General features: G+C 65.8%; 22 protein-coding genes. 9 read left to right on the top strand and 13 right to left on the bottom strand.

Annotated elements, in window-relative coordinates; all coding sequences use genetic code 11:
- The first annotated feature begins 20 nt into the window (after window positions 1-20).
- A complete protein-coding gene (locus LDH66_RS05510) occupies window positions 21-257 on the top strand; it encodes a DUF8107 family protein (RefSeq protein WP_226480063.1) in 237 nt (78 codons plus the stop codon).
- Window positions 258-278: 21 nt separating this feature from the next.
- Here the strand turns inward: LDH66_RS05510 and LDH66_RS05505 are convergent, their stop codons facing one another.
- The gene (locus LDH66_RS05505; RefSeq protein ID WP_484549484.1) at window positions 279-509 is read right to left on the bottom strand and encodes a DUF8007 family protein; all 231 of its coding nucleotides are present in this window, start codon (window positions 507-509) and stop codon (window positions 279-281) included.
- A 216-nt stretch (window positions 510-725) separates the two neighbouring features.
- Between LDH66_RS05505 and LDH66_RS05500 the strand changes: the two genes are divergently transcribed.
- A complete protein-coding gene (locus LDH66_RS05500) occupies window positions 726-1,334 on the top strand; it encodes a DUF8052 family protein (protein WP_226480061.1) in 609 nt (202 codons plus the stop codon).
- A gap of 81 nt (window positions 1,335-1,415) precedes the next feature.
- Here LDH66_RS05500 and LDH66_RS05495 read toward each other — a convergent pair whose 3' ends face one another.
- Window positions 1,416-3,254 (bottom strand): carbon starvation CstA family protein, encoded by a 1,839-nt coding sequence (locus LDH66_RS05495; protein ID WP_226480060.1) that lies wholly within the window; start codon window positions 3,252-3,254, stop codon window positions 1,416-1,418.
- A 375-nt stretch (window positions 3,255-3,629) separates the two neighbouring features.
- A complete protein-coding gene (locus LDH66_RS05490; protein ID WP_226480059.1) occupies window positions 3,630-4,706 on the bottom strand; it encodes a pyridoxal-phosphate-dependent aminotransferase family protein in 1,077 nt (358 codons plus the stop codon).
- 415 nt (window positions 4,707-5,121) lie between these two features.
- Between LDH66_RS05490 and LDH66_RS05485 the strand changes: the two genes are divergently transcribed.
- The gene (locus LDH66_RS05485) at window positions 5,122-5,805 is read left to right on the top strand and encodes a class I SAM-dependent methyltransferase (protein WP_226480058.1); all 684 of its coding nucleotides are present in this window, start codon (window positions 5,122-5,124) and stop codon (window positions 5,803-5,805) included.
- 17 nt (window positions 5,806-5,822) lie between these two features.
- On the opposite strand, the gene LDH66_RS05480 is transcribed toward LDH66_RS05485, so the two are convergent.
- Complete coding sequence (locus LDH66_RS05480) at window positions 5,823-6,599, bottom strand: NAD(P)H-hydrate dehydratase (RefSeq protein ID WP_226480057.1); 777 nt, start codon at window positions 6,597-6,599, stop codon at window positions 5,823-5,825.
- A gap of 123 nt (window positions 6,600-6,722) precedes the next feature.
- Between LDH66_RS05480 and LDH66_RS05475 the strand changes: the two genes are divergently transcribed.
- Both LDH66_RS05475 and LDH66_RS05470 read left to right on the top strand, forming a co-directional pair.
- The gene (locus LDH66_RS05475) at window positions 6,723-7,352 is read left to right on the top strand and encodes a phosphoribosyltransferase (RefSeq protein WP_226480056.1); all 630 of its coding nucleotides are present in this window, start codon (window positions 6,723-6,725) and stop codon (window positions 7,350-7,352) included.
- Window positions 7,353-7,663: 311 nt separating this feature from the next.
- Window positions 7,664-7,870, top strand: a complete 207-nt coding sequence (locus tag LDH66_RS05470; RefSeq protein WP_226480055.1) for a cold-shock protein — start codon at window positions 7,664-7,666, stop codon at window positions 7,868-7,870.
- Between the two features lie 172 nt (window positions 7,871-8,042).
- On the opposite strand, the gene gdhB is transcribed toward LDH66_RS05470, so the two are convergent.
- The 3 genes from gdhB to LDH66_RS05455 form a co-directional block, all read right to left on the bottom strand.
- Window positions 8,043-9,368: a glutamate dehydrogenase GdhB gene (gene gdhB, locus LDH66_RS05465; RefSeq protein ID WP_226480054.1), complete on the bottom strand. Its 1,326-nt coding sequence runs from the start codon at window positions 9,366-9,368 to the stop codon at window positions 8,043-8,045.
- A gap of 2 nt (window positions 9,369-9,370) precedes the next feature.
- Window positions 9,371-9,517 carry a rubrerythrin-like domain-containing protein gene (locus tag LDH66_RS05460; protein ID WP_226480053.1) on the bottom strand — a complete coding sequence of 49 codons (147 nt, stop codon included), beginning with the start codon at window positions 9,515-9,517 and terminating at the stop codon, window positions 9,371-9,373.
- A gap of 113 nt (window positions 9,518-9,630) precedes the next feature.
- Window positions 9,631-12,624, bottom strand: coding sequence for a GAF domain-containing protein (locus LDH66_RS05455; RefSeq protein ID WP_226480052.1), 2,994 nt, complete (start codon window positions 12,622-12,624; stop codon window positions 9,631-9,633).
- Window positions 12,625-12,742: 118 nt separating this feature from the next.
- Between LDH66_RS05455 and LDH66_RS05450 the strand changes: the two genes are divergently transcribed.
- On the top strand, window positions 12,743-13,405 hold the full coding sequence (locus LDH66_RS05450) for an ERCC4 domain-containing protein (protein WP_226480051.1): 663 nt from the start codon (window positions 12,743-12,745) through the stop codon (window positions 13,403-13,405).
- Between the two features lie 43 nt (window positions 13,406-13,448).
- On the opposite strand, the gene LDH66_RS05445 is transcribed toward LDH66_RS05450, so the two are convergent.
- The 5 genes from LDH66_RS05445 to LDH66_RS05425 all read right to left on the bottom strand — a co-directional run bounded on the left by LDH66_RS05445 (window position 13,449) and on the right by LDH66_RS05425 (window position 15,710).
- Window positions 13,449-13,622 (bottom strand): DUF7556 family protein, encoded by a 174-nt coding sequence (locus tag LDH66_RS05445; protein WP_226480050.1) that lies wholly within the window; start codon window positions 13,620-13,622, stop codon window positions 13,449-13,451.
- Window positions 13,623-13,778: 156 nt separating this feature from the next.
- Window positions 13,779-14,633 (bottom strand): YihY/virulence factor BrkB family protein, encoded by an 855-nt coding sequence (locus LDH66_RS05440; protein ID WP_226480049.1) that lies wholly within the window; start codon window positions 14,631-14,633, stop codon window positions 13,779-13,781.
- A 94-nt stretch (window positions 14,634-14,727) separates the two neighbouring features.
- Complete coding sequence (locus LDH66_RS05435) at window positions 14,728-14,934, bottom strand: DUF2196 domain-containing protein (protein ID WP_226480048.1); 207 nt, start codon at window positions 14,932-14,934, stop codon at window positions 14,728-14,730.
- Between the two features lie 97 nt (window positions 14,935-15,031).
- Complete coding sequence (gene msrB, locus LDH66_RS05430; protein WP_226480047.1) at window positions 15,032-15,433, bottom strand: peptide-methionine (R)-S-oxide reductase MsrB; 402 nt, start codon at window positions 15,431-15,433, stop codon at window positions 15,032-15,034.
- Between the two features lie 115 nt (window positions 15,434-15,548).
- Window positions 15,549-15,710 carry an anaerobic ribonucleoside-triphosphate reductase gene (locus LDH66_RS05425; protein WP_226480046.1) on the bottom strand — a complete coding sequence of 54 codons (162 nt, stop codon included), beginning with the start codon at window positions 15,708-15,710 and terminating at the stop codon, window positions 15,549-15,551.
- Window positions 15,711-16,258: 548 nt separating this feature from the next.
- Here LDH66_RS05425 and LDH66_RS05420 point away from each other — a divergent pair.
- The 3 genes from LDH66_RS05420 (at window position 16,259) to LDH66_RS05410 (ending at window position 19,150) form a co-directional block, all read left to right on the top strand.
- Window positions 16,259-17,854: a bacterio-opsin activator domain-containing protein gene (locus LDH66_RS05420; protein ID WP_226480045.1), complete on the top strand. Its 1,596-nt coding sequence runs from the start codon at window positions 16,259-16,261 to the stop codon at window positions 17,852-17,854.
- 120 nt (window positions 17,855-17,974) lie between these two features.
- Window positions 17,975-18,928 (top strand): phytoene/squalene synthase family protein, encoded by a 954-nt coding sequence (locus LDH66_RS05415; protein ID WP_226480044.1) that lies wholly within the window; start codon window positions 17,975-17,977, stop codon window positions 18,926-18,928.
- A 69-nt stretch (window positions 18,929-18,997) separates the two neighbouring features.
- The gene (locus LDH66_RS05410) at window positions 18,998-19,150 is read left to right on the top strand and encodes a hypothetical protein (RefSeq protein ID WP_226480043.1); all 153 of its coding nucleotides are present in this window, start codon (window positions 18,998-19,000) and stop codon (window positions 19,148-19,150) included.
- 30 nt (window positions 19,151-19,180) lie between these two features.
- On the opposite strand, the gene LDH66_RS05405 is transcribed toward LDH66_RS05410, so the two are convergent.
- On the bottom strand, window positions 19,181-19,342 hold the full coding sequence (locus tag LDH66_RS05405) for a hypothetical protein (RefSeq protein ID WP_226480042.1): 162 nt from the start codon (window positions 19,340-19,342) through the stop codon (window positions 19,181-19,183).
- Window positions 19,343-19,361 lie beyond the last annotated feature (19 nt).

Below are 19,361 nucleotides of genomic sequence, written 5' to 3'. Positions count from 1 at the left end.
TACTGACGTCCTCTCCCTGTATGAGCGATGGTGACACCGAACGGGACGGAGACAGGGACGGATTCGAGGCCGGCGTGTCGTCCTCACAAGGCGACCCTCGCGTCCTGATCGCGATGAACGCCGTGCTGTCGACGCTGTTCGCGTGGTCGATCGTCTGGGGACTCTCGTATCTGGATTTCCTCGAGTTCGGGTTCATCAACGTCGCCACGGCGGCGATACTGCTGTTCGCGATGACGTATCTCGTGACAATGGCGTGAGCGCGGACTCGCCGGGTCCGCCTATCGGCCGTAAATGAGTTGGCGACCGAGGTCGTCGAGGTGCTCGGTTACGCGTCCGGCCCACGCGCCCGGCGATACCCGTCGGAGTTCCTCGTCGTCGATCTCGATGGCGGCCTCGCCGAACGGATCTCGGCTCGCCTCGGCATCGTCGTCTTCGTCGTCGGACGAGGCGACGTCGACGACCGTCGACATGGAACAGCGGCCGCAGGACTCGGTTTTCTTTCCTCCCATGGGACTATCTTGCACGATATTCCGTCTCCGGCGGCTAAAGCCTATCGGCTGTGTCGACGCGGACCGACGACAGGTGAGGTCTCGACATCCGTTCCACCGACGATTATTTGATACCCCGACGGTAACCGGTGGTATGAGAGGACGGGTCACGGATCCGGCGAGAACGGAATCGCAGTCGGATCGTGAGCGATCACTGTCACACCCCGATAACGCACGATGAGCGAAAAAACGCAACCAGCAGAACTGCCGGCGGAGATCCGCGAAGCGGTGCCCGACTGGGACGACGAGTATCTCGATCGGGTGTCCGACCGGCTGATGTACAACTACGACCTCGAGAAGGATCGCCGCGTCGGCGGCGAACGATGGGACCTCTACGGGGAAATGCGCGTGCTCAGCCAGAAACAGTTCTTCCACCCGGCGTTGAGTTACGCCGACCACGAGGCCGAGGAGTATCTCTTCGCCCGACGCGACTCCCGGCCGACGGTCGCGGAACTCGAGCGACTCGTCGACCTCGGTCACGAGCTCGCCGACGAGCGCGTCGTCGCCGACGAGGAACACTTTGGGACGGACTTCACGTTCGTTCTCGTCGCCGACGAGATTCCGGACGACGTCCGCGAGTTCGTCGCCGGCTTCCGCGACCGGACGTTACTGAAGTTCGGCTATCACGGTCATTACGAGATCAACCTCGTCGTCGTCGCCCCCGATACCGAGGATCACGTCGGCAGCGAGGCCGCCGATGTCGTGGAGGCGTTTACCCTCTGGGAGACCGTGAGCGCGCCCGAGGAGGGACTGCTCTCGCGGTTCGCAAAGCGGTTCTGGCGGTAGCGACGCGGCGGTGAGGTCGGACTGTTCTCCCGATGTGTCGCAGCCGGCGGCTGAAAGAAAACGAACGTGAATCGACGGCCGTTAGTCGTCGCCCGGTTCGGCCGCAGGCCGCTCGGGTCCACTGCGGACGGTCTGAATGTTCCTGTATCCCAGCCTGACGAGCGCGAGCGCCAGGCCGATGAGGACGAGACCGAGAGCCATCTGCACGACTGCGGAGATCTGTGCACCGAAGGTCTCAGCGCCACCCTGAATCAGGTTCAGGTAGAGGTTCTCGTAGAACACCAGAATCGACAGCCCGAGGATAGTGATCGTGACCATGATCGCCATCGGGACGCCGGTCGAGATGAGCTGTTTGTTGTCGTCCCAGTTGGCGAGCCAAACGGTCGCGGTGAGCAGCGCCAGCGCCGCGAGCAGCTGGTTCGCGCCGCCGAACAGCTGCCAGAGGACGACCCACTGGCCGGAGACGACGAGCAGGTACGCGGGAACGATCTGGACGATCGGGTTCGTGTACCGACCGCGTGCGATCGAGCGCGGATCGAGGTTCAGCCCCGTATCGGTGCGCCCTGCCGGCGTGCCGACGAGCTCTTCCATCATGTACCGACCGAGACGGACGGCCGTGTCGGTCGACGTGAGCAGGAAGCTACAGAGGACGAGCGCCATGAACACGGCGCCGACGGTCTCGGAAATACCGAGGCTCGTCAGGATGATACCGCCGCCTTCGGCGAAGTTCGGCAGTGCGGCACCGATCCCGCCCGCGGGGTCGGCGAAGCCAGCCACCGCGAGCGTCGAGAGCGCGACCGCCGCGAGGAGCCCTTCACCGAGCATCCCCCCGTATCCGATCAAGCGGGCGTCGGTCTCGTTGTCGAGTTGTTTGGCGGTCGTCCCGGAGGACACGAGCGAGTGGAATCCGCTGATCGTCCCGCAGGCGATCGTAATGAACAGGAGCGGGAACAGCGGTGCTAATCCGGCACCTTCGACGCCCCAGAACCCTTCGAACGCGCCGATGGAACTGTCGATGACCAGCGGACTGGACGACGTTCCGAGGAGCGTTCCGACGATGATTGCGACGATCGCCCCACCGACACCGGTGTACAGCAGGAACGACGACAGGTAGTCGCGCGGTTGGAGCAACACCCACACGGGGAGTGCACTCGCGATCGCGGCGTAGATCATGACGACCGGAATCCATCCCGCTGTGTTACCGCCGAGCGCGGCCGCTCCCGGCACCCAGTCGCCGGCACCGCCGAGCAGCACGATCGTCCCGGCCGGGTAGTCGCCGGCGAACAGCGCCAGCGGGTACTCGAGCCCCACCCAGACGGCCGCGAAGACGCCCCCGACGAACAGGATCGTCCCGGGGATGAACGGGCCGTTGAACTGGTAGAGGTAGACGCCGAACACCAGTGCCAGCCCGATGTAGAGCAGGGACGCCGTTACCACCTGTGGATACGCGTTGAAGACGATTCCCACGACCAGTGCGAACACTGCCACGACCAACATGATCGTCAGGAACGCGAACCACAACAGCATGTTTTTGCCGCCCTTTCCGACGTACTCACCGATCATATAGCCGATCGACTTCCCCTCGTGACGGAGACTCCCCGACAGCGAGACGAAGTCGTGAACGGCACCCATCAGCGGGTTTCCGAGTGCGATCCACAGCAACGCGGGCACCCACCCCCAGATGGCACCGGCCGTGATCGGTCCCACGATCGGGGCCCCACCCGCGATACTCGAGTAGTGGTGACCCAACAGGACCGGTTTCTTCGAGGGGACGTACTCCTGTCCGTCCTCGTATTTGTGGGCCGGTGTTTCCGCCTCCTCGTCGAGTTCGACGAACTGCGTGAGGTACTGCGAGTACCCCACGTAGCCGACGGTAAAGGTGACCAGTACTGCCGCGATGATCCAGATTATCTGTGTCATGCTACGTCTACACAAATCCAGGGGGTCCAATGACCTTAATTGTTATTTGTCTTTATTAGGGTCCCTAGCTCTGTTTTTTAATTGTATTTCTTCCGTGGATAGGGAACGGCGGTTTCCGTCAAAGAGGATAAAATTCCCGATAGAACGGCTGTAGGGCCCGTTTAGAATATACGATCGATAGTGGGAATTGGTCAATTGTCCACGAGAAACTGAACTGGCGTGGCAGTTCGCCGACCACAACACTAGTACTAATTGTATTCGGAAATAGATTCGCGAGCGAAATGAACGGCAAGTTCGCCAGACCGTCAGGAAGTGATCGATTTCGGAACGGTCGGCCGCCGAGGCGATCCGGAACCAATCGAGTACAGTGACCGTTCAGTCTCGGACCGAGAGGACGGCCTCGAGCGCGTCCATCGTCCGGTCGACGCGCTCGAGGCGCGCGTTGTGGCCCATGTGGCCGATTCGGAGCACGTCGGCTTCGAGGTCGCCGAGGCCGGTCGCGAGGACGATATCGTGCTCGTCGGCTAGGGTCTGCTGGAGGGCCGTCGCTCGGCCGGGGACCTCGAGCGCCGTCACGGTCGGTGACGACCGCGCGTCGTCGGGGTAGACGGAGAGCCCGAGTTCGGCCGCACGCTCGCGACACCGAGTCGCGGCCGCCTCGTGGCGCTCGAAGACGTCTCCGAGCCCCTCCTCGAGCAGCAGGTCGATCGCGGTGTCGAGTCCGTACAGGTTCGACGACAGGTGGGTGTAGGGGAACCACTCCTCGTCGGCGGCGTCGCGCCACGGCTCGAGGTCGGTGTACAGACTCTCGGTCTCGAACGACTCGATCTTTCGCCAGGCGCGGTCACTAACCGAGCAGACGGTCAGCCCCGGCGGCGCGCTGAAACACTTCTGGGAGGCGCCGAGACAGACGTCGATCGTTTCGGTCGGGACCGGAACCCCGCCGAGCGAAGAGACCGCGTCGACGACGCTGATGACGTCGTGGTCCTCGAGCACCTCGAGGACCGGTTCGATGTCGTTCAGGACGCCCGTCGGTGTCTCGCAGTGGACCATCGTCGCCACGTCGAACGACCCGTCCTCGAGTTCGGACTCGATCGCATCGAGATCGAGGGGCTCCCGCCACGGCGCGTCACAGAGCACCGCTTCGCCGTCGTACATCTCGACGAAGTCGGCGAACCCCTCACCGTAGAGCCCGTTCGAGATGCACAGCACCCGGTCGCCGGGTTCGACCAGCGACGCGATGGCGGCCTCGAGCCCGAGGATGCCCTCGCCGCCGAGGATCGCGATATCGTCGCCGCCGTAGATCGCCTCGAGTTCGCTCGTGAGGTCGCGATAGAACGCGAAGAACTCGGGCTCGACGTCGGGGTTCGGCGTCGATTCGCTCATCCGCTCGCGGACGGCCGCCGGCACCTCGGTCGGACCGGGCGTCATGCGCAGTCGATCGTCGGGCATACGGCTGTTACCGGGACCTCCGGCCATAAAACCACTCGAGACGATGCGCCTTCTCGAGTGGGATAGATTCTCGAGTGAGATAGATTCTGCGGGAAACGGGTGAAACGGAGCGTCCTGCTATCGTGGCAACGGGGAATCGCCACCGCCCTCCCCAGCCGATTCGCTCGCTCGCAGGCTCGCTCACTCATCCCTCGCGCAGTATCGTCGGCCGTCCTCGCTACCGCTCGGCCGGCCGCCAGCGCGCGCCACCGAACGCCGGCTGCTCAATTCGGCTGTTACAGTGACGTCTTGTCTCTCCTATCCTGCCTGCCGATCGGGCCACCGAACGGTCTCTCTCGAACTCGTGCACGAGGTCTCGAGTACCGACGGGAAAACGAGTTTCAGTCAGGTTGCCGTCAGTTGCACCGAGACACGGATGGCAGACTGCAAGTCACGGCGCACGATGGGCGAGCGGCGGATCGAACACCCACTGTTTGCAGCCCTCTACGACCGGTTCATGCCGGACCGGTTCCTCATCGGTCCGCACCGGGAATACCTCGCGGCCGACCTCTCCGGGCGCGTCCTCGACCTCGGCGCGGGCACCGGCGCGATGATTCCCTACGCGGCCGACGCCGGCGATGCCGACCTCGAGTACCACGCGGTCGAGCCGGATCCGAACATGCGACGCCGGGCGGCCGGGACGGCCGAGCGATCCGACGTGCAGGTCCACCTCCGCGACGCTCGCGCCGAGTCGCTGCCGTACGCCGACGACGCCTTCGACGCGGTGCTCTCGAGTCTGGTCTTCTGTACCATCGGCGACCCCGACGCGGCGCTCGAGGAGGTCGCCCGCGTCCTGAAACCCGGCGGCGAACTGCGATTCCTCGAGCACGTCCGAAACGACGGCTGGCGCGCGCGGGCACAGGACCGCCTGAATCCGGTGTGGGAACGTGCTGCGGGCGGCTGCCAGTTGAACCGCGAGACGGTCGAGCGGTTCGTCGGACACGACGCGTTCGACGTCCTCGAGCTGGAGCGAGTCAGCGTCGGGGTGTTTCCGGTGACGCCGATCGTTCGCGGGCGACTTCGACGCCGACGGGATCCGTCGCTCTCGATCGACCAGTGAAGTCGACTCCGGAACGGCTAGCGGATCGCCTTCGGAATCCGCTCGATGACGTCGGTCGCGACGACGCCGGGGCCGTACTCGGCCGTCGCGAGTTCGCCGGTCTTGCCGAGGACCCACGTGCCGAGTTCGGCGGCCTCGCGGCGATCCATCCCCTGGCCGAGCAGCGAGGCCATGATGCCGGCCATCGTGTCCCCGGTTCCGGCGACGGTCAACGCCGACGTTCCCGTCTCGTTTTCGATCCGCTCGCCCTCGGCGACGATCTCGTCGACGTCGCCCGTGAGCGTGATGACCGCGCCCGTCTCCTCCGAAAACGTCTCGAGCGAGCCGTAGGCCTCGTAGATCGGGTCGTCCTCGGCACCGCTGGGCGTCAGGATGGCGTTCGAGAGGTCCGCCTCGAGCGCGGGTTCGATCGCCAGCGCGTCGACGACGATCGGAATCTCGATGCGATCGACCGCCTCGCGCACTGCATCGGGCTCGGCGTCGACGAGACCGGGACCGATCACGAACGCGTCGGCCCACTCGCTGACTTCCAGCGTGCGTTCGATCGCGCCGTCGTAGAACTCCTCCTGGCCGTGGCGGTCGACGAGCAGGTCCGGCGAGTGAGTCGCGACGATCTCGTAAATCGGTTCGCAGACGAACGCCCGGACGTGATCGGAGCCGGTCCGGAGCGCGGCTCGTCCGACGAGCGCCGGCTGGTTCGGATACGCGACGCTCCCGCCGACGATTCCGACGCGACCGTTGTCGAGTCCCGTCTCGTCGCTGACGTTCGAGAGCGTTTGCTGGAGCCGTCCCATACCACCCCTCCCGAAACGACACCGTGTAGGCGTTCGGCAGGCGTGTTCCGGTTCGATTCGCGTCCGCCCGGCGTGTGCGACGTAAACGCATAGTATACCGCTGCCGTAGTCTTCCCCAGAACCATGTTCGACGACAGAACCGACGCGGGCGAACGCCTCGCAGCGGAACTCGAGGCCCGTGACTTCGCGGTCGACGTCGTCCTCGGGATTCCCCGCGGCGCCCTGCCCGTCGCGCGGCCGGTCGCCGACGCGCTCGACGCCGACCTCGACGTCGTCGTCGCACGGAAAATGGGGGCACCACAGAACCCCGAGTTGGCGCTCGGCGCAGTCGCGAGCGACGGGAGCGTCTGGTACAACGACGATCTGATCGATCGGGTGAACGCTTCCGAGGAGTATCTCGAGGAGGTCCGGGCCGAGGAAGCCGACAACGCGCGCGAGAAGGCGGACCGATACCGCGACACGGACGACCTGCCCGACCTGCAGGGACAGCGAGTCCTGCTCGTCGACGACGGCGTCGCGACCGGCGCGACCGCGACGGCCTGCCTCCGACAGGTCCAGGACACCGGGGCCGACTGGGTCGGCCTGGCCATCCCCGTGGGCTCACCGCGGGCCGTCGACGACTTGGAGCGGGAGGCCGACGCGGTGATCGCCCTCGAGACGCCCGCCGACTTCCGCGCCGTCGGCCAGTTCTACCGGACCTTCGGTCAGGTGAGCGACGAGGAGGCGCTCGAGTACCTGGATCGAGAATCGTGAACCGGGCTCCCGGTCGATCCGGACGAACGACGGACTGCAGCAATCGGTTACCCTACATGCGATGGCGCGCGCTGGACTACGGCGAACTGCGAGGCCTGAACGAAGTGACGGCCTCGGTATTGGAAGCGGTGAGCGCAGGGAACCGCGAACGACTGTGAGTCGTGGCACGAAGCCGTGCGAGGCCTTCGCGAACGTCGTGAGCGAATCGGGTCGAGCGATTCGGTACGTTCGTCTGCAAATGTATTACGGGGAGTCGTGGTACCTCGACCCTCGGAAGGGTTATCCCTCACTCACCCCTACATTTGTTTGTAATGGCAAACGGTAACGTTGATTTCTTCAACGACACAGGCGGCTACGGTTTCATTTCGACTGACGACGGCGACCTCGACGACGACGAAGACGTCTTCTTCCACATGGAGGACGTCGGCGGCGAGGACCTCACGGAAGGTACTGAGGTCGAGTTCGACATCGAGTCCTCGCCGAAGGGACCTCGCGCGGCGAACGTCGTCCGGCAGTAATACCGGGACACACCGTCGCTCACAGCGACGAACAACGATCTTGATTTTTCAGACGGTTACACACCGAGCTGACGCTATCGAGACACCTGTACGCACCGTGCGTTTCGTGGTTCCCTCTGAACAAAGAGTGACAAGTGAAACGGTCCCACCACGATTCGACAAACTCGCTCAGTTACGGCCAGAGGCCGCGCATCTCGTGTGCCTCGGCGATTCGATCGAGCGCGACCGCGTACGCAGCATCGCGCCACGTCACGTTCCGCTCTTCGACCTCGTCTTTCAGCGCGGTCCAGGCCGTCACCATCTCGGACTCGAGTTCCTCGTTGACCCGCTCGAGGGACCACGCGCGGCGGTTGATGTCCTGGAGCCACTCGAAGTAGCTGACCGTGACGCCGCCCGCGTTCGCGAGGATGTCCGGGATCACGCGAATCCCGCGTTCCGCTAAGATGGTGTCGGCGGCGAACGTCGTCGGACCGTTCGCGCCCTCGACGACGATATCGGCGGCGATCGCGTCGGCGTTGTCAGCGGTGATGACGTTGCCGACCGCGGCCGGAACGAGGACGTCGACGTCTAACTCGAGGAGGTCGTCGTTCGAGAGCCGGCGCACGCCGTCAGTGCCGTCTCCGACGCTGGTCGCGAACTCGGTCACCGCTTCCGGTTCCTCGTCGTGAGAGGGAATGTCGGCGACGTCGATCCCGTCGGGGTCGTAGACCGCGCCGTTGACGTCTGAGACGGCGACGACGGTCGCGCCCCACTCCGCGAGCAGGCGGGCGGCGTTCGCGCCGACGCTGCCGAAGCCCTGGACGGCGACGGTCGTCTCGGCGAGCGGGTAGTCGTAGTACTCGCAGGTCTCCCGCGTGACGATGGCGACGCTCCGACCCGGCGCTTCCTCCCGGCCGTAGCTGCCGCCGACGACCGGCGGCTTGCCGGTGACGACGCCGGGAATCGTTTCGCCCTCCTGCATGCTGTAGGCGTCCATCAGCCACGCCATCGTCTGCGGGTCGGTGCCCATATCCGGCGCGGGGATGTCAGTGTTCGGCCCGATCACGTCGCGGATCTCCTGTGCGAACCGACGCGTGAGCCGTTCTTTCTCGTCGTCGCTCAACGACTTGGGCTCGACGACGATGCCGCCTTTCGCGCCGCCGAAGGGGAGGTCCATCACCGCACACTTCCAGGACATCCACATCGACAGGCCGACGCACTCGTCGCGGGTCACGTCGGGATGGTACCGCAGCCCGCCCTTGTAGGGGCCGCGGACGCTGTCGTGCTGGGCCCTGTAGCCGGTGAAGACCTCGACGCTCCCGTCGTCGCGCTCGAGGGGGACGGTCACCTCGTGGACCGCTGCGGGATGCTCGAGGCGCTCGATGACGGCGTCGTCGACGTCTAACTGGGCGGCGACGCGGTCGAGCTGTCGGCGCGCGGTCTCGAGTGCAGTCTCCGGATCGGTCGATGCGGCCGTCGCTTCCCGGGTCGGCGTCGACGAACGTTCCTGAGAGGACATGCTCACTCGATCGGTGTGCGTCGATTCCGCATCTCGGCACCGCACTCGGGACAGGCGTCCGGCGCCGCCGCACGGACGACGGTTCCGCAATCGAAGCATTCGTAGGTCGATTCCGTCTGCGTATCGAGTTCCGCGTCTTTCTGGTTCATGGGGGAGACGGCGAGCAGTCGTGCTCGCAGCTGTTGTCGCACCTAGGAATAATAGGGATATTAGGATGAACGTGTCCGTCAGATAGCTAGCGCCGCCGACGCAGTGCCGTTCACTATTCAACCCCCGATGACGGCTTTGCCGGTATCCCGATCTCGTCGAACACGATATCGAAGAGCGCCCGCTGGACGGTTCGGACGTGTCGGTAGAACGCCGCCGGCGAAATATCGAGCGCATCGGCGACGTCTTCGCCCGAATTCTCGCGCGGCGATTCGAAGTAGTCGCCGTGGTACGCGAACTGGGCGACTTCGAGCTGGCGGTCGGTGAGTCGCTCGCGCAGTTCCGAGCGGAAGTCCCGCGGTGTCGTCCGCTCGACGGTCCGTTTCGACCGCAGTTCGACGGCCGAAAACGCCGTCGAGACGACGTCGGCGCTCTCCCTCGCGTCGACGGATCGCGGAACGTCGACCACGACGCGAGTGCTCGAGGGGGTCGCCTCGATGCCTCGCAACACCACGCCGTGGTCCGCGAGTCGGAGAGCGAGACCCGGCCGCGAAAGGGACAAGAGGATCGCACCGCCGGTCTCGTCGCTATCAGTGTCGTCTGTCGCCTCGCTGTCGTCACTGTCGGCGGCTCCGCCGCTGTTGACGACCTGGGCACGCTCGACGCCGACGAGTGTTTCGGCCGTCGCCGCGACGGCGTCCGGCGACGCACCGTCGACGGTCGCGAGCACTGATGCGCCGTCCTCGCGCTGTCGAACGCCTCCGTCGACGGAGAGCACGCAATCGCTCTCGCGAGCGAGCCGAGCGAAGACGAACGAGTCGTCGGCCACCTCGAACTCGAGTCGCGTCCTCGCGTCGGAGACCAGTGCGCGCTTGCGCTCGACCGCGGCGATCGCCGAGGCGATCGTCTCGCCGAGTTCCGCGAGGACGGCGCGGATCATGTCGTCGAACGCCTCGGGTCGGTCGGCGTAGACGGTCAGTACGCCGTACGTGAACTCGTCGTAGGACAACGGGACGCTCGCGGCGGATTGATACTCGCGGGCCAGTGCCGCCGGCCGCCACGGCTCGTCGCGGAGTCCGTCGGCGACGTTCGAGACGACGGTCACCGCCCGGTCGTTCGCCGTCTCGACCGCGGGTTCGCTCGAGTCGGCGAGCGAGAGCGACACGCCGTCGAGATACGGCGGGCCCTCGGATTCGCCCCCGTGAGCGCGCGACTCGAGGCGGTCACCGGCGGCGTCGGGCTGGCCGATCCACGCGAACGAGAACCGGTCGGCAGTCGTGAGCCGATCGCAGACGGCGCGTTCGATCTCGTCGCGGGTCTCCGCGCGGACCAGCGCCTGATCGAGGTCCCTGATGATCTCGTTGACTCCGTTGAGGCGAGTGAGCTGTTGATTCCGGCGCTCGAGTTCGCGGTCCCGCTCGCGCAGCGTCCGCTCCCGTTCGACCCGATCGAGCGCGGCCTCCGCGGTCGCCGCGAGCAGGTCGGTCAGTTCCCGGGAGACGTCGTTGAACGCGTTCGGCTCCGCGGATCCGACCGCGAAGACGCCGTGATCGCCGAGCGGGACGTACGCGGCGCTTCGCAGGTCCGTCCCGGGATGGGAGAGCGACGGGGAGTCGTGAACGTCCGCGAAGAACCGGCTCTCGCCGTCGACGAAGACGTGCCCCGGAATGCTATCGTCCGTCGCCCGGTGGTCGCGGGTCGGGCCGTGTAGCCGCTCCATCCCCGGCGAGGACGCGGCGGGTCGTAACACGTTCTCGTCCGTGTCGAACAGGTACGCGGCGCTCGCCTCGAGATCGAGAACGTCCGTCGCGTCGTCGACGATACTGTCGGCGATCTCGCGATCGGTTTCGGCGTACAGGAGCTCGCGGGCAGTCCGGTGGAGCGCCGTCAGCGCCTCCTCGCGGCGCTTTCGCTTCGTCACGTCCCGACAGCTGTAGAGGGTCGTCCCGCCCTGAATCGAGACCTCGCGAACGTTGACCAGCAGCGTGTGCTCGCGGCCCGCCCGGTCGGTCGTCGTACACTCGATGTTGGTGAGCACGCCCGCCTCCTCGAGGTCGTCGCGATCGAAGAGATCCGGGCCGAGCAGCTCGTCGATCGCCCCCATCTCGTGGATCTCGTCGTCCGAATAGCCGAAGATGAAGTGGACGTTCGGACAGACGTAGGTGAACTCGCCGTCGTCGTCGGTGATGAGGACGGTATCGGTCATGTTGTTGAGCGTCACCCGGTGGAGCTCCTCGGACTCGCGCAACTCCCGCTCGAGCCGGGCGCGATCGGTAACGTCGGTCGCTCGCGCGAGCAGCGAGACGACGTCGCCGGACTCGTCGCGGACCGGCCGGACGGTCACCTCGAACGCGCGGGCCTCGGTCGGATCTGCAGCCTCGTTCGAAGCGCCGCTCCCGTCCCGCTCGGTCGCACCGCCACCGTCGGCGCGAACGCGCGTCAGTTCCCGGTGTGCGACCTCGCCGGCCGCCGCCCGTTCGATCGCGTCCTCGATCGCCGCTTCCCCGTCGGTGGGTGACCGCCACCAGGGCAGGTCCCACAACGGCCGACCGCGTACGTCGCTCGCAGCCGCGCCGATCGCCTCGAGCGCCGGTTCGTTGGCCCGTCGAACGGTCCCGTCGGGCTCGAGCACCCACGAGTACGTCTCCGGATCCCCGAAGATCGCGTCGAATCGGCGAGCGCGCTCCCGCTGGTCTCGTCGCTCGCGGCCCGTCGAGAGCGCCCGCTCGATCGCCGTCCGGCAGTCCTCAGCCGGACCGTCGGCGGTGCCGTCGCGCGGAACGTACGCCGTGACGCCCGCGTCGATCGCCGCGCCGGCCAGCGACTCGTCGCCGTCGATCGGCGCGAGCACGACCGGGAGATCGGGGTCGCGCTCGCGAACCGCCTCGAGGAGGTCGAGTCCGGTCGTCGCTGCGTCCGGCAGGGACTGCGCGGTCAGGAGACAGTCGACGGACTCGGTCTCGAGGTGCTCGAGCGCAGCGCCCGCGGTCGACACTGCGGTCACGTCGGTCACCTCGTCCTCGAGCGCGTCCGGTGACAGACCGGCTCTCGTGTCGGGAGGCGCGACGACGAGGAGTCGGGCATCGTCGAGCGTTCGTGCGGAAGCCATTCGTCCCTGCTACGGGCCCCTGGAGATAGAAAGCATCGCTCTCGTCACGGAACGGATCGCCGACCGTGGGCCGATCATCGACCGACACCCGTTCACCGCTCGAGCGCGTACGGCGCGTATGCGCGTCGCAGTCACCGTGGATGATCGGGAGCCCGCCGGCCTCGTCGAGGCGGTCCGATCCCATTCCGACGTCACCGAGGTTGCCGTCGACCGGCTGTCCTCGGGCGATCTCGCGATCGGTTCGGTCGGATTCGAACGCAAGACGCTCCGCGACTACGTCACCAGTGCCATGGGCCGGCACGGGTCGGACCTCACGGATCAGGTCGAGCGAATGGCCGCAGCGTACGATGACTCCTACGTCTTACTCGAGGGTGACTTCGCCGAGTTCGAGGCGCTTCGAACCAACGTATCCCCGGCGTCGATCCGCGGGTCGATGGCGTCGATCACCGCCCGGCAGGGGGTGCCCGTCATCCCCTGTACGGACCGCCGGCAACTGATCGATTTCGCGATCCGACTCGGACGGAAACACGCGGAAGCGCCGACGACCGCCCAGTTACCAGTCGGTTCGGTGCCGAGTCGCCGCGAACCGACGGCAAAGCGGATGTACGGCTGTATCGACGGAATCGGCCCCGAACTCGCGGCGACGCTGTACGATCGGTATCCGACCGTCGAAGCGCTGCTCGAGGCGGAAGACGAAGACCTCACGCGGATCGACGGGATCGGCGAGACGCGGGCGAAGACGATTCGCGCTGCGTTTCGCGACGACGGAACCGGTGAGTGAGAAGGAAAGCGACAGGTCGTCGGTCAGCACGCGTCAGAAGCGATCATCGCCACTCGTCGAGCGCGGCGGCATCGGTCTCGGTCACGGCGATCCAGCGTTCGTCCCGTGCGATATCGGCGATGACAAGGTGCGGGTTTCCGTCGATCTCGTCGACGGCCGCGACGACATCGTCCGTATCGCTCGATCGGCTTCCGACCGACGCTGCTTCGGACACCATACTCAGAAGTAACGCCCCATCTACCATGAATGTATCGATAACTCTCGAATAGTTGTTTGAACATTCGGATAAATGCGATTTAATTCTGTAGTTCTCAAACCAAATTCGGCCGAAGTTAGACACAGCTCCGGCGAGTCGGATCGACCGATCGACTCCTCAGGCGTACTTCGACCAGACGTCCCGCAGCGGAACCCACCCAGTTTCCGGGTCCACGCGGTCGGCGAGGACCGCGTTGAGGACGGCTCCCAACAGGAGACAGAACCCGCCGAGATAGACCCACGTCAGAACGAGGAGGACTGCACCCGCGATGCCGAACAGCGCGACGCTCTCGGCAGTGGCGACGTAGAGCCGGAACCCGACGGCGAGGCCGGTCCACGAGAGCGCGGCGAACGCCGTTCCCGGCACCACCTCCCGGAGCGAGACCTCGGGATGTGGGAAGAGGTAGTACATCGGGAGGAAGACGACGAACAGGAGCGCGGCCAGCGCGACCGTACTGAGGAGGGTCGTCAATGGTCCGCCATTGCTCGCCGGGAGCCGGATGCCGACGACGCCGACCAGCGCGACGCCCGCGGCGACCGTCGCGGTCAGGAGGACGGCGTTCAGCACCGTGACGAGCGTCACCGTCGTCGCCGCGTCCACGTACGACTGCTCCCGTCGATCGTCGTAGATGTCCGTGAACGCGCTGTTGGCCGCCTGAAACAGCCGCGCCGCGCTCCACAGGAAGATTCCCGACGCCAACAGCGCCGCCCGCGTTCTGCCCCCGCCGTCACCGGTCACCGCCTCGAGGTCGCTCCCCGTCACCGAGTCCTCGAGGCCCGTCCCCCGGACGAGGAGTTCGAGGACGGGCCCGAGTGAGTCGACCAGCGAGACGCCGACGAGCGAGAGGATCACCAGCGGAACGATGGTGTTGAACGCGTGATAGGCGAGGCCGGCAGCGGTGACGCTGAGCTGGCGTTCCCGTGCGACCGCGGCGATGTCGTGGGCGAGTCCGGTGAGACTCGAGGCGCGCATAGCCACGGATCAACGACGCGCCGGAAACCGCTTCGGCCGGCAATAGAATCGGATCGTCCCGACGAGTGGGCAGACGGAAATCAAGGGAGAGAGGTTACTCGTCGGGGACGACCGACTGAACGTGGCCGACAACACCGCTTTTCAGCTTCACGTGGGGTCCTTCGGGCTCGTCGCCGTAGATCGTCCCGACCTCGCCGATGATCGGCTCTGTGTCCTCGGACTGCGGATCCGCGTCGTCCTGGACGATTTCGACGGTCATCCCCTGTCGCAGCTCTTCGGCGGTCGGTCGTTCGTCGGACATGGCCGGAGGTGGGCCAGGTATCTCGAAAAACGTGGTGCCTGCACTCGCTACAGTTCGACGCCACGACGGCCCGGTTTCCGACCCCGAACTGCCGACGTTACTCGTCGTCGAATTCGAGGGCGACGGAGTTGATGCAGTATCGCTTGCCGGTCGGCTCGGGGCCGTCCTCGAAGACGTGGCCGAGGTGACCGCCGCAGTTCGCACAGACGACCTCGGTGCGGCGCATGCCGTGGCTGGTGTCGGTTCGGGTCTCGACCAGGTCGTCGTCGACATCGTAGAAACTGGGCCAGCCACAGCCGGAGTCGAACTTGGTCTCCGAATCGAACAGTTCGGCTCCGCAGCCGACACAGGCGTAGGAGCCGTCGTCCTTGTGATCGACGTACTCGCCGCTGAACGGCGTCTCGGTGCCCGCCTCGCGGAGGATTCGGTACTCCTCGTCGCTCAGTCGCTCGCGCCACTCGTCGTCGCTCGTCGGGACGTGATCTGCCTCGTTGCTCATGGACGCCAGTAGGAGCGAGACACTCAAGAGTCTGTCTGCGCGGTCGACCCGTCCGTCGATCCCGGCGGAGTCGGGACCGGGAACCGACCCACTGAAGCCGCCGAGGGAGTCGCAGTCACCGACTGGTAATGACGTCCGTGCTCTCGCAATCGGGACATTGAGTCATCCGGCCCAGTTTCGGGACCTCGATTCGCCGCCACTCGTCGCCCCCGCCGGGCGCTTCGAAGCCGCAGTTCCGACACCGTGACCGATCGTGTGTCATCTGGTCGCTTGCCATGTCTCGAGGTATGCCATAGATCCACATAGGCGTTTGTTCAGCGGTCGGAGAACGTCACGGACGCCAACGGGCCGTGCGACCGATCGCCGCGTGACGATCGATCGCGAGCGCGCTGTCGGTGACAGGGTCGAGCGTGGACGGGACGACTCGATCGGGTCGAATTCGACGAGACGGGCCGTCGTCGACTCGGTCCGTCGGTTCCCGTCGGTTCGATCGGAGATCTCCTCGTCTGGTCGGCCATCGTCGTCGAGCGTTTGCGGGGGTCATCATCGCTGACGGCCGCCCGTATGCGGCGCTCGAATCGGCGCTACGGTGGGGCAGACCCTCCTCCGCCTGATCTCCGTGGGAACAGTCCACAAACGAACACATAAATATTGGTTAACATGATGGCAAGGATACAATATGGGTGACTATCGACGGTCGTCGGCCGATTCGGCACGAGCGGACTGGAAGCGGTGCCGACAGTGGGGGTACGGACCGATCTCCGCGCCCGTTCCGAGGCGAACGCGCCAATCGTGTTAAGCCCCGGCAGGCCGTATCCCCGAGCGATGGTTTCCCGGCACGACCTCGCGGCAGCGACGCTCGAGACGCTCCCGATCACCGTCGCCGTCATCGACGACGAGGGCGAAATCCTGCTGACGAACCGTTCCTGGCGCGAATTCGGACCGGAGACCGACGACCACGTCGGCATCGACTACGTCGCGACCGCCGCGAGTGCGGACGACGAACACGCCCGCCGAGCGGCCGCGGGGATCGATTCCGTTCTCGCGGGCGAGCGGGACTCCTTCGAGATGGAGTACCCGTGTCACTCGCCGGACGAGAAACGCTGGTTCATGATGCGTGCCAGTTCCTTCACCGACGACGGTGAGCGACTGGTTTCGCTCGTCCACCTCGAGATCACCGAGCGGAAACTGGCCGAGATCGCCGCCGAGGAGAACGCCCGGCAGGTACGCGACGAGCGGGAGGCGCTCGAACACGTCCTCGAGCGCGTCGACGGTCTCGTCCGGAACGTCACCGACGCCGCCGTCAGCGCGGGGACTCGCGAGGAGATCGAACGCGAGGTCTGTGCGTGTCTCGCCGAGACGGACCCCTACGCCCTCGCCTGGATCGGCCGCGCGGACGTCACGGACCAGCGGCTCTCGCCTCGCGAGTGGGCCAGTCGGGGCGACGTTCCCTTAGAGGACGACGAACTCGTCATCGGGACCGACGACACCCATCCGGCCGTTCGGGCGTTTGCCGACGGCGAGGCCACGGTCATCCAGGACCTCGAGTCGTTCGCGGACGCCGACCGATGGTGGCCCGCCGGGGTCGGCGAGTACGTCGAGTCGGTCATCGCGTTGCCGCTCTCGTACGGTGATCTCACCTACGGCGTCCTCGTCGTCTTCGCCGCGGAGACCGACGCCTTCGACGAGCGGGAACGCCTCGTGCTCGAGTCGCTGGCCGAGACGATCGCGACCGCGATGAACGCGCTCGAGGTCAGGCGGATGCTCACGACCGAGACCGTCGTCTCGATCGAGGTCGCCATCGAGGACCCGTCGCTGTTCGTCACGGCGCTGTCGGCGACGCTCGACGCCGAGATCGGTTACCGAGGGGTGACCTACGACGGAGACGGAACGCCGCTCGTCTTCCTGCACGCCGATCGCGAGATCGCCGCCGAGGACGTCGCCGACGCGACCGCGGACGGACGCGACGTGACGATCCTCTCGAAAAACGCGGGCGGCACCGTCCTCGAGGTCGCAACCGACGACGGGCTGGTGACGGCGCTGAGCGAACACGGCGCGGTGATTCAGGAGTTGACGGTCGCCGATGCCGTCGCCGACCTCACGGTCGAACTCCCGGACGGGCGCTCCGCCCGCTCGGCGTACGACCTGCTCGAGCGCCGATACGATCGCGTCGAACTCGTCAGCTACCACGAGACCGAGGAGCCGACGCCGACTCGAGAGGGCGTCGCGACGCGCGTCGAGTCCTCGCTGACCGAACGCCAGCTTACGGTGCTCCGGAAGGCCTACTACGCGAACTACTTCGAGTGGCCCCGCGACGTGTCGGGCGAGGAGTTAGCCGAATCGATGGATATCTCCCGGTCGACGTTTCACCAGCACCTGCGGACCGCCCAGCGGAAACTGCTCGACGAACTCTTCGAGTAACGACGCCGCCGTTGCACGCCGTTTCCGGGTCGACTGAACATAGTGAGGGGTGGTTATTTTATATGCATCTGTCGTACCGTATACATCCGTTCGCTGTGGGCAGGGTCAACGAGGCAGAGAATGCAACAGGAACACATCGACGCAGGCAAGGCGATACAGAAACGCACCGGGAAGACGTTCTATCTCGCGACGCGGTTTCTCCCCGAGCGAGTGCGTCACGCGACCCACGTCCTCTACGCGTTCTTCCGGATCGCGGACGAAGTCGTCGACGATGCCGACGGCGTCGATCCGGCAACGCAGCGGGCCCAGCTCGAGGACCTCCGGGCACAGGCACTGGGCGAGCGCGAGCCGGACGATCCGGTACTCGAGGCGTTCGGCGAACTCAGAGAGCGCTACGGGATCGACGACGAGGAGATCGACACGTTCGTCGACGCGATGGCGACCGACATCGAGACCAGCCGATACGAGACCTACGGCGACCTCGAGTCCTACATGCGTGGATCGGCCGCGTCGGTCGGCGTGATGATGACCGCGATCATGGAACCCGACGCCGAGGACGTCGCGATCCCCCACGCCGTCAAACTCGGTGAAGCGTTCCAGATGACGAACTTCCTGCGGGACGTCCGCGAGGATGTCGTCGAGCGCGACCGGATCTACGTTCCGCTGGAGACGCTTCGGGACCACGGGGTCGACCCGGCACAGATCGAGCGACTCGAACACTCCGAGTCGTTCGCGGGGGTGATGGCCGCCGAACTCCAGCGCACGGAGGAGCTCTATCGCGAGGGCGTCGCCGGGATCCGGTACCTACCGGCGGACTGCCAGCTTCCGGTCTTGCTGGCGGCGGTCCTCTACGCGGAACACCACACCGTCATCCGCAACCAGGAGTACGACGTACTCTCGCGGGAGCCGTCGCTGTCGACGGCCCGAAAGCTGTGGTGTCTGGCGAAGACGCGCTGGCACTGGCACTGGAATCGGGATCCGGAGGCGGTGTTTCAGCGGGTCTCGGCGGTGCCGACGACCGACCGGGACCGTCGGCATCCGGAGCACGGGGACGGCGTTCCGACCCGGTCGTAACGATCGGGTTATCAAATCCCACGATATAGCGGTCTTCCTTTCGTAGTCTCAGCGTCCGAACGCTAGTGTATGTCCGTAGAGTCGAACTCCGACGTTATCGACGAGGAACGGCGGATGGCCCGAACGACAGCGATCGGTCTCGGCGTGTGGCTCGCCCTGACGCTCGCCGCCGTGATACTGTTGCTCGCGTTCGGCGACGCCCTCTCGAGTCTGTTCGTCTGAACGGACCAGCTGCGGTCCCGCGACGGTGGGCTACTCGGAGACGTCTTCGTTCGAGAGCACGGTGGTTTCGGCGACGATGAACTTCGCGAGCTTTCGTTTCGTGTGTTCGGCGAGCAGGTGCTCCTCGAGTTGCTGATCGGCGGCCGGCAGCTCCCGACAGACGGGGCACTCGATAGACTCGCGGGTTGCCATAGCAATGACAGGACAGGCG

It is taken from the genome of Natrinema amylolyticum (assembly GCF_020515625.1).
GTDB lineage: Archaea > Halobacteriota > Halobacteria > Halobacteriales > Natrialbaceae > Natrinema > Natrinema amylolyticum.
This window is presented reverse-complemented; position numbering and strand designations above follow the sequence as displayed.

Coding starts and splice junctions, on each gene's coding strand:
- LDH66_RS05510 (WP_226480063.1), top strand. CDS start 21: ATGAGCGATGGTGACACCGAACGGGACGGAGACAGGGACGGATTCGAG.
- LDH66_RS05490 (WP_226480059.1), bottom strand. CDS start 4,706: ATGCCCGACGATCGACTGCGCATGACGCCCGGTCCGACCGAGGTGCCG.
- LDH66_RS05420 (WP_226480045.1), top strand. CDS start 16,259: ATGGTTTCCCGGCACGACCTCGCGGCAGCGACGCTCGAGACGCTCCCG.
- LDH66_RS05480 (WP_226480057.1), bottom strand. CDS start 6,599: ATGGGACGGCTCCAGCAAACGCTCTCGAACGTCAGCGACGAGACGGGA.
- LDH66_RS05455 (WP_226480052.1), bottom strand. CDS start 12,624: ATGGCTTCCGCACGAACGCTCGACGATGCCCGACTCCTCGTCGTCGCG.
- LDH66_RS05410 (WP_226480043.1), top strand. CDS start 18,998: ATGTCCGTAGAGTCGAACTCCGACGTTATCGACGAGGAACGGCGGATG.
- LDH66_RS05460 (WP_226480053.1), bottom strand. CDS start 9,517: ATGAACCAGAAAGACGCGGAACTCGATACGCAGACGGAATCGACCTAC.
- msrB (WP_226480047.1), bottom strand. CDS start 15,433: ATGAGCAACGAGGCAGATCACGTCCCGACGAGCGACGACGAGTGGCGC.
- LDH66_RS05475 (WP_226480056.1), top strand. CDS start 6,723: ATGTTCGACGACAGAACCGACGCGGGCGAACGCCTCGCAGCGGAACTC.
- LDH66_RS05470 (WP_226480055.1), top strand. CDS start 7,664: ATGGCAAACGGTAACGTTGATTTCTTCAACGACACAGGCGGCTACGGT.
- LDH66_RS05440 (WP_226480049.1), bottom strand. CDS start 14,633: ATGCGCGCCTCGAGTCTCACCGGACTCGCCCACGACATCGCCGCGGTC.
- LDH66_RS05500 (WP_226480061.1), top strand. CDS start 726: ATGAGCGAAAAAACGCAACCAGCAGAACTGCCGGCGGAGATCCGCGAA.
- LDH66_RS05495 (WP_226480060.1), bottom strand. CDS start 3,254: ATGACACAGATAATCTGGATCATCGCGGCAGTACTGGTCACCTTTACC.
- LDH66_RS05505 (WP_484549484.1), bottom strand. CDS start 509: ATGGGAGGAAAGAAAACCGAGTCCTGCGGCCGCTGTTCCATGTCGACG.
- LDH66_RS05425 (WP_226480046.1), bottom strand. CDS start 15,710: ATGGCAAGCGACCAGATGACACACGATCGGTCACGGTGTCGGAACTGC.
- LDH66_RS05445 (WP_226480050.1), bottom strand. CDS start 13,622: ATGGTGTCCGAAGCAGCGTCGGTCGGAAGCCGATCGAGCGATACGGAC.
- LDH66_RS05415 (WP_226480044.1), top strand. CDS start 17,975: ATGCAACAGGAACACATCGACGCAGGCAAGGCGATACAGAAACGCACC.
- LDH66_RS05485 (WP_226480058.1), top strand. CDS start 5,122: ATGGCAGACTGCAAGTCACGGCGCACGATGGGCGAGCGGCGGATCGAA.
- LDH66_RS05435 (WP_226480048.1), bottom strand. CDS start 14,934: ATGTCCGACGAACGACCGACCGCCGAAGAGCTGCGACAGGGGATGACC.
- LDH66_RS05450 (WP_226480051.1), top strand. CDS start 12,743: ATGCGCGTCGCAGTCACCGTGGATGATCGGGAGCCCGCCGGCCTCGTC.
- gdhB (WP_226480054.1), bottom strand. CDS start 9,368: ATGTCCTCTCAGGAACGTTCGTCGACGCCGACCCGGGAAGCGACGGCC.
- LDH66_RS05405 (WP_226480042.1), bottom strand. CDS start 19,342: ATGGCAACCCGCGAGTCTATCGAGTGCCCCGTCTGTCGGGAGCTGCCG.